9 protein-coding genes are annotated in these 8148 nt (G+C 53.5%); 6 read left to right on the top strand and 3 right to left on the bottom strand.

Going from position 1 to position 8148, the window contains the following annotated elements; translation table 11 throughout:
- Window positions 1-179: 179 nt before the first annotated feature.
- On the bottom strand, window positions 180-1229 hold the full coding sequence (locus HMPREF2572_RS11835; protein WP_003764594.1) for a pseudouridine synthase: 1050 nt from the start codon (window positions 1227-1229) through the stop codon (window positions 180-182).
- A gap of 186 nt (window positions 1230-1415) precedes the next feature.
- Window positions 1416-2048: a pyridoxamine 5'-phosphate oxidase gene (gene pdxH, locus HMPREF2572_RS11830; protein WP_070498821.1), complete on the bottom strand. Its 633-nt coding sequence runs from the start codon at window positions 2046-2048 to the stop codon at window positions 1416-1418.
- Between the two features lie 123 nt (window positions 2049-2171).
- Here pdxH and dut point away from each other — a divergent pair, with 123 nt between their 5' ends.
- On the top strand, window positions 2172-2624 hold the full coding sequence (gene dut / locus HMPREF2572_RS11825; RefSeq protein ID WP_070498820.1) for a dUTP diphosphatase: 453 nt from the start codon (window positions 2172-2174) through the stop codon (window positions 2622-2624).
- A 262-nt stretch (window positions 2625-2886) separates the two neighbouring features.
- Window positions 2887-4275, top strand: a complete 1389-nt coding sequence (fumC, locus tag HMPREF2572_RS11815; protein ID WP_070498818.1) for a class II fumarate hydratase — start codon at window positions 2887-2889, stop codon at window positions 4273-4275.
- Between the two features lie 81 nt (window positions 4276-4356).
- On the opposite strand, the gene HMPREF2572_RS11810 is transcribed toward fumC, so the two are convergent.
- Window positions 4357-4968: a CNP1-like family protein gene (locus HMPREF2572_RS11810; RefSeq protein WP_070498817.1), complete on the bottom strand. Its 612-nt coding sequence runs from the start codon at window positions 4966-4968 to the stop codon at window positions 4357-4359.
- Window positions 4969-5190: 222 nt separating this feature from the next.
- Here HMPREF2572_RS11810 and HMPREF2572_RS11805 point away from each other — a divergent pair, with 222 nt between their 5' ends.
- The 4 genes from HMPREF2572_RS11805 (at window position 5191) to pyrC (ending at window position 7977) form a co-directional block, all read left to right on the top strand.
- The gene (locus tag HMPREF2572_RS11805; RefSeq protein ID WP_070498816.1) at window positions 5191-5745 is read left to right on the top strand and encodes a hypothetical protein; all 555 of its coding nucleotides are present in this window, start codon (window positions 5191-5193) and stop codon (window positions 5743-5745) included.
- 124 nt (window positions 5746-5869) lie between these two features.
- Complete coding sequence (locus HMPREF2572_RS11800) at window positions 5870-6094, top strand: sulfurtransferase TusA family protein (RefSeq protein ID WP_070498815.1); 225 nt, start codon at window positions 5870-5872, stop codon at window positions 6092-6094.
- 13 nt (window positions 6095-6107) lie between these two features.
- Window positions 6108-6710 (top strand): NMCC_0638 family (lipo)protein, encoded by a 603-nt coding sequence (locus tag HMPREF2572_RS11795; RefSeq protein ID WP_070498814.1) that lies wholly within the window; start codon window positions 6108-6110, stop codon window positions 6708-6710.
- 232 nt (window positions 6711-6942) lie between these two features.
- Window positions 6943-7977, top strand: coding sequence for a dihydroorotase (gene pyrC / locus HMPREF2572_RS11790; RefSeq protein ID WP_070498813.1), 1035 nt, complete (start codon window positions 6943-6945; stop codon window positions 7975-7977).
- Window positions 7978-8148: the final 171 nt, after the last annotated feature.

Genomic DNA, 8148 nt, shown 5'->3' with positions numbered 1-8148 from the left:
GCCTTGTCCTGATTTTTGTTAATCCACTATAATATGTGAATAGTGGGTTAAATTTAAATCAGGACAGAGCGGCGCAACGCGGTACTGGTCTAAACTTAACCCACTATGTTTATGACTTGGGCAAGATTTTGTCGGGCTGAGACGATTTTGTAAAGGTCTCAGCCCCGATTTATCTTACATTAACTTTTCTTCCGGCGTCGTTCGCCCGGCAGCAGCATGTCCGCCCATTTGATGATGTTGGCGACTTCGGCGGGGTTGAGTTCGTAGAACTGTCCGCGTTTGAGGCGGTTGGGCAAGCCGATGGGGCCGAAGCCGACGCGCACGAGGCGGCTGACGGTGAGGCCTTGGCTTTCGAATATGCGGCGCACTTCGCGGTTGCGGCCTTCTTTAATCACGACGTTGTACCATTTGTTCGCGCCTTCACCGCCTTGTTCGTAGATGCGTTCGACTTTTGCCAAGCCGTCTTCGAGCATCACGCCTTCTTCGGTGAGGCTGCGCATTTGTTCGGTGGTCAGTCCGCCCAGTACGCGCACGGCGTATTCGCGTTCGACTTCGAAGCTGGGGTGGGCGAAACGTTGGACGAGTTCGCCGGAGGTGGTGAGGATGAGCAGGCCGCTGGTGTTGATGTCCAAGCGTCCGATGGCGACCCAGCGGCTGCTGGCGGCCTGCGGCAGGCGGTCGAAGATGCTGACGCGGCCTTGCGGGTCGTCGCGGGAGACGATTTCGCCTTCTTGTTTGTAATACAGGATGATACGTGGCAGGCGGTCTGCCCATTTGAGCTTGATGATGCTGCCTTTGACGGTAACGTGGTCGTCGGGGGTGACTTTGTCGCCCAGTTGCGCGGTTTTGCCGTTGACCGTTACCCAGCCGTTGTTGATCCATTCTTCCATTTCGCGGCGCGAACCGACGCCGGATGCGGCAAGCACTTTTTGCAGGCGTTCGGGTTCCATGCGCGACAGGTCGCTGCGGCGTTCTTTCAAATCGCGCGCGCGTTCCATGATTTTTTGGTTGGGATTGCGGACGACGAGTTTTCTGGCTTTTGCGGCGCGCTGTTTGGGGGCGTTTTGCGGCTTGAGGTCGTCTGAAACTTTTTGTCCGTAAGGTTTAGAAGCGGTTTTGCGCGTTTCGTCTTTGGGACGGGCTTTGCTTTTGAAAGGTTTGGCGGTTTTCTTGGCAGACGGGGCTGCGCCGTCGCGCCATTGGCGTTTGCTGGTGGGTTGCTTGGACATGGGGTTCTCCTAACGCGTTTCCTGATGATCGGAACGGTTCTTCTGCGGCGGTGGCGGCAGGATAAGTTACGGATAAAAGGCCGTCTGAAACGAATGAAACGAGTTTTGTTAAAACGTTTTTTATATTTCAGACGACCTTTTGCTGGAGTCGGGATTTTACCCTATCGGCTTGAAGCTGTGGAAAGTTTAAGGTGACAGCCGCTCGCGCATCCAGTTGCCGTCAACCAAGCGGTATTGGATGCGGTCGTGCAGGCGGCTGGGGCGGCCCTGCCAGAACTCAATGCGGTCGGGAATGACGAGATAGCCGCCCCAATGCGGCGGACGCGGGACGTGCAGCGGGTGTTTCGCGCCCACTGCCGCCGCTTTGGCAACCAACATCGCTTTGCTCGACAACACTTCGCTTTGCGCGCTTGCCCATGCGCCGATGCGGCTGGTGTAGGGGCGGCTGTCGAAATATTCGTCCGACGCGGCGGCATCCAGTTTTTCGATGCGCCCTTCAACGCGCACCTGCCGCTCCAGTTCCGGCCAGAAAAACGTCATGGCGGCAAACGGATGCGCGTCAAACGAGCGTCCTTTGCGGCTTAAGTAATTGCTGAAAAAAACAAATCCCTGCGGATTGACTTCTTTCAGCAGCACCATGCGGCTGTTCGGTCTGCCGTCTTCGCCCACGGAAGCGACGTTGACGGCGGTCGGCTCGTTGACTTGCGAATGAATCGCCTCGTTCAGCCATTGCTCGAACTGGACAATCGGGTCGGCATGGCATTCCGATTCTGACAGTTCGCGTTTGCTGTAATCTTCGCGGATATTGTGCAAATCCATGATGTCCTCCGATATTCACGTTTATTTGAATGAATCATACCCCGTTTTTTCAGACGACTCCAACGATAGGGCGGGGGAATATGTGTATAATCCGCGTCAAATCAAATGAAACGGAAAAAAATCATGCAAACCGAAGTCGAACTGAAAATCCTCAATCCGAAAATGGCGGACAAACTGCCCGCCTACGCCACGCCGGGTTCCGCCGGACTGGACCTGCGCGCCTGTTTGGACGAAGCCGTCACCCTGCAACCGGGCGACGCCTACCTCGTTCCGACCGGTCTGGCGGTACATCTTGCCAATCCCGACTACGCCGCCGTTTTGCTGCCGCGTTCCGGTCTGGGACACAAACACGGCATCGTCTTGGGCAACTTGGTCGGACTGATCGACTCGGACTATCAGGGCGAACTCAAAGTCTCCGTGTGGAACAGGGGCAAAGAAGCGTTCACTATCGAGCCGATGGAACGCATCGCGCAAATGGTCATCGTTCCCGTCGTTCAAGCATCGTTTAAAGTCGTGGACGAATTTGCCGCCAGCGAACGCGGCGAAGGCGGCTTCGGCAGCACGGGCAAAGCCTAAAGCGCCTGTTCGCATACAAAGGTCGTCTGAAAACTTGCGATGCGGGTTTTCAGACGACCTTTCTGACATTTCGGATAGCCCAAACCAGTTCAAACCCAATGCGTTCGCCCGTATCAATCTTCTTTTCAGTTTTCAAATCAGTTTTCAAAACGCCGTCCGAAACCTCTTCCCCAAACCCCTTCCCCTGCTTTTCAGACGACCTCCTGCCCGCTATAATACGCTTGCAAATTATTTGCATTATCATTTAATTTAGGAGAAACGCATGAGCACCCGTACCGAACACGACACCATGGGCAATGTCGAAGTCCCGTCCGAAGCCTATTGGGGCGCGCAGACCCAGCGCAGCCGCAACAATTTCAAAATCGGCGGCGAAACCCTGCCGCAGCCGTTGATTTATGCTTTGGCGCTGGTGAAAAAAGCCGCAGCCGCCACCAATGTTTCCCTCGGCAGGATTAAGCCTGAGCAGGCGGATTTGATTACGCAGGCGGCGGACGACGTGTTGAACGGCAAGCTCGACGGGCAGTTCCCCTTAGTGGTTTGGCAGACCGGCTCCGGCACGCAGTCCAATATGAACATGAACGAAGTGCTGGCAAACCGCGCCAACGAAATCGCCGGTACGGGTTTGGCGGCGTACCAGCCCGTCCATCCCAACGACCATGTGAACCACGCGCAATCGACCAACGACGCGTTCCCGACCGCCATCCACGTCGCTGCCGCGATTGAAATCAACCACCACCTTATTCCAGCGGTAAAAGCCCTGCGCGACACGTTGGACAAAAAAGCCCAAGCCTTCGCCCCCATCGTCAAAATCGGCCGCACCCATTTGCAGGACGCAACGCCGCTGACTTTGGGACAAGAATTTTCCGGCTACGTTTCCCAGCTCGACCACGGCTTAGGTCGTCTGAACGACGCGCTCAAAGGTTTATACGAACTCGCTTTGGGCGGCACGGCGGTCGGCACGGGTTTGAACAGTCATCCCGAATACGCCGAAAAAGCCGCCGCCAAACTCGCCGAACTGTCTGGCCTGCCGTTTGTCAGCGCGCCGAACAAATTTGAAGCCTTGGGCGGACGCGATGCCGCCGTTGCCGCTTCGGGCGCATTAAAAACGCTGGCGGCAAGCCTGAACAAAATCGCCAATGACATCCGCTGGCTGGCAAGCGGCCCGCGCTGCGGTTTGGGCGAAATCAAAATCCCCGAAAACGAGCCGGGTTCGTCCATCATGCCGGGCAAAGTCAACCCGACCCAATGCGAAGCGATGACCATGGTGTGCTGCCAAGTGTTCGGCAACGACGTCACCATCGGCATGGCGGGCGCGTCGGGCAATTTCGAGCTGAACGTCTATATGCCCGTCATCGCCTACAACCTCTTACAATCCATCCGCCTCTTGGGCGACGCGTGCAACAGCTTCAACGAAAACTGCGCCGCCGGCATCGAACCCGTACCGGAAAAAATCGACTATTTCCTGCACCATTCCCTGATGCTCGTTACCGCGCTGAACCGCAAAATCGGCTACGAAAACGCCGCTAAAGTCGCCAAAACCGCCTATAAAAACGACAAATCGCTGCGCGAAACCGCCGTTGAGTTGGGCTTGCTGACAGGCGAGGAGTTTGACGAACTGGTCGTCCCCGCCGATATGGTTCATCCGCGCTGATTAAGGGTTTGAAATACGGCAAAGGTCGTCTGAAAATATTTCAGACGACCTTTTTTGATGTTTGAAACCGTCAAACGGCTTTTATTTGTCGTGGCGCACCATTTTCGGCGCGTAGCGTCCGGCGCGTTCTTTGAGGCGTTTGACCAGACCTTCGGTGGTGTTCGGTACGCCGTCGACACAGAAGGCCTGGTAGAGGACGGCACGCATCGCGTCGTTTTTGTTGAAGGTTGAGCCTATGGGTTTCCATTCGGCTTTGCGCGGCTCGATCCAGCGGCGGTTGACGGTGTCGCCGTAGCTGAACACTTTATAAGACGAGCGTTTGTCTTTGCCGTATGTGAAGGAAGAACGGGCGCAGAAGAGGCCTTCGGCGGTCAGGTTGTCATGACCTTTGTCGGAACGCACGTTGAGGATGTAGCGGATGCTGCCGTCGGGAGAGGGCATGATTTGCAGGCTGCTGAGGAGGATTTTGGGCTGTTTGCCGTAGTCCTCGCTGACGTAGAGGTCGAACCAGTCGCCGGATTGGGTGTCGGGTAGGGGCGGGAGCGCGGTTTTTTGTTCGGCAAACTCGCGGGCTGCGGCTTCTTCAGGGCTTTCTTTGTAGCGTGTGTTGGTGTGGGTATTTTTTTCGCTGAATCCGGCGGCGTTGACTGCCGTGGCGGCAAGGCAGAGGGTCAGGAGGGCGAGACGGCGCATGGTGTGCTCCAAAGTGAAAAACGGCTTTATTTTATGGGTTCGGCGGGGTGGGGTGCAAGTAAGTACGGTATAATTGACGTTAATTCTGATTAATATGACGAGTTTTCATCCTCAGGATATAGGGGCAACTATACTGATAAAACTACAGGAAGGTTAATCGATCGCAAAGCAACCTTACAACAACGATTAAGTCAAGAACAAGATAAATGTTAATGGGAAAATATGAAATTAGACAATGTATTAAGTGAGTTAGTAGAACTATATTCAAGAATAACCCCATTTCCTTCAAATAAATTAGAATTTTCATTTGAAGAGCTAGGTATTCCATCCTCATTTTTTCAAGGAGAGCTTTTATATTATTATCAGCATGTCCAAATGAAGGGAAATTGTTATTTTGGAAATAGTAATTTTAATTTAATATTGTTGCCTTTACATTCCGAATTTACAACAGTTGAACATTGGGCTTTGCAAGATTATGAAGAATTTATAGATGGAAAATATCAAATTTTTGCTTGTACAGATAGTGATGCCATTATTTTTTGCGATGTAACTAATTTAATGTCTCCCGTATATGCAGGAAGACCAGGAGACCCGGATTTTTATCAGTTGAGTAATAGCCTGACAGAGTTTTTTATGTTTTACATTGCTTTTACAAGGATGCAACAAACAAGAGAATTTGAAACATCTACTGAGTATTTTGCGGAAACAGCTATATTGATTGAAAAATATATTTCTGAAAATTCACAAAATACAGCAAAAAAATTTCTTTTACATTAAAAATGCTGAATTCTCTAAAATAGCTAAAAGATAAATTTATCATTGCTTTAGTTATAGCTGAATAGTTGTGCCGCTTTTGGTAACGCAGCAATAAAACCCAACCTCAATACACCTATGGAGCCTTATGAATACACAAACTCTGGATGTCATCGGTTTGAAATGCCCGCTGCCGATTTTGCGTGCCAAAAAAGCTTTGGCGCAAATGCAGGAAGGCGAAGTGCTGACCGTATTGGCCACCGATGGTGGCGCGCCCGGCGATTTTGAGGCTTTCTGCCGCCAGACCGGGCATATTTTGCTCGAATCGCGCGAAGAAGACGGCGTGTTTACGCTGGTCGTGAAACATAAATAAAGGTCGTCTGAAAATGGCAAAACGTCTGATTTCAAGACTTTTGACGCTTGCCGCTTTCTCCGTTTTATTGGCGGCGTGCGGCAGGGAGGAAGTGCCGCCCGAGCAAATGGCGGATCGTGCGAACGCGGCAGCGGAATTGTTCCGGCAAGGCTGCGTCGCTTTTGACGGTGCTGCCGATAAAGTGCGTTCTTTTGCCGATAATGAAAAGCTGACGGCTTTGAACGCGGAAGAAATCGGCAGGCTGCCCGCAGGCTTCGTCGAGCCGGATGCGCTTGCCGTTTGGAAGAAAACGCAGGACGGCGCGGATTATTATTTGAGCCTGACCGGCGACAGTTGCAGCGTGAAGACGGCGCGTGCTGACGAAACCTTGATACGCAAGCAGTTTATGGTATTGGTGGAAAACCCGCCGAGTGGCTTGAACAATGAATTGCGCACCGATCAAGCCTCCGAATCGCCGATTCCGATCCGCCAGTTGTCCTACGCGTGGCGCGCGCCGGGCAGCTCGGAAGAAACCCTGCTGACCGTCAAGACCACCCCGTCCGACCAGCTGCCCGTACAGGCGGTGTTTTACCTGACGCATCAGTCCTACGACGGCAAGCCTGTCCTTGTGCAATAGCCTTTTCAGACGACCTTAGGGACTGTCGGCATTCAATAGTTTCCGTGTCTTTTTATCCTCAAAGCGGCATCTTCCACGTTGGAAATCCTCACAAGGTGTCCAACCTTGTTGCGGTTTCCGCCTTGAATCTTCCGCTTTGTGAACAAAAATCCACTGGGAAAATGAAATGTCGACAGCCCCTAGGAAACATCAAGGGGTCGTCTGAAACCCAAAAATCTAAAAAGGAACACTCATGCAAACCCTGACCATCATCCGCCCCGACGATATGCATCTGCACCTGCGCGACGGCGACGCGCTCCAAGCCGTTGCCCCCTATACTGCCCGCCAGATGGGGCGCGCCGTCATCATGCCCAACCTCAAACCGCCCGTCGTCAGCGTTGCCGACGCGCTTGCCTACAAAGCGCGCATCATGGCGGCATTGCCCGAAGGCAGCGCGTTTGAGCCGTTGATGACGCTTTACCTGACCGACCAAGCCACGCCCGAGCTGGTGCGCGAAGCCAAAGCCGCCGGCATCGTCGCCTTCAAACTTTACCCCGCCGGCGCGACCACCAATTCCGATTCCGGCGTAACCGACCTATTCAAACTCATCCCCGTTTTGGAAGAAATGGCAAAACAGGGCATCCTGTTCCTCGTTCACGGCGAAGTAACCGACCCCGAAATCGACATTTTCGACCGTGAAGCCGCCTTTATCGAGCGCGTGATGAAACCCGTTTTGGCGCAAGTGCCGAATCTCAAAGTCGTGTTCGAACACATCACCCCCGCCGAAGCTGCCCGCCTCGTTTTGGAAGCAGGCGACAACGTTGCCGCCTCCGTTACCCCGCAACACCTCTTGCTCAACCGCAACGACCTCTTGGTCGGCGGCGTGCGCCCCCATCATTTCTGCCTGCCCGTACTCAAACGCGAAACCCACCGTCAGGCATTGGTCACCGCCGTTACCGGCGAGAAGGCACACAAATTCTTCCTCGGTACCGACTCCGCACCGCACGCCAAATCTGCCAAAGAAAACGCCTGCGGCTGCGCCGGCATGTTCAGCGCCATGACCGCCATCGAGCTTTACGCCGAAGTGTTTGAAAAAGCAGGCGCATTGGACAAACTCGAAGCCTTCGCCTCGAAAAACGGCGCAAGGTTCTACGGCATTCCCGAAAACACCGATACGATCACCCTCGTCAAACAAAGCCAAACCGTCCCCGCAAGCGTCCCTTACGGCGACGGCGAACTCGTCCCGATGCGCGCAGGCGGCGAGATAGGCTGGACGGTGGAATATTGAGCCGCACATCATGACCGCATGAAAATGCCTGCCCGAAAAGAGGGCAGGCATTTTGGTTTTGGGAGAAAGGATGGAGAAAGGTCGTCTGAAAACGGGTATGGCGGATTTTGCACCAACTTGTTTTCAGACGACCTTTTTGTTTTTTATAGTGGATTAACTTTAAACCAGTAC

The organism is Neisseria sp. HMSC064E01 (assembly GCF_001808875.1).
GTDB lineage: Bacteria > Pseudomonadota > Gammaproteobacteria > Burkholderiales > Neisseriaceae > Neisseria > Neisseria sicca_A.
The sequence above is the reverse complement of the archived record's forward strand: the minus strand, read 5'-3'. Positions and strand labels throughout refer to the sequence as shown.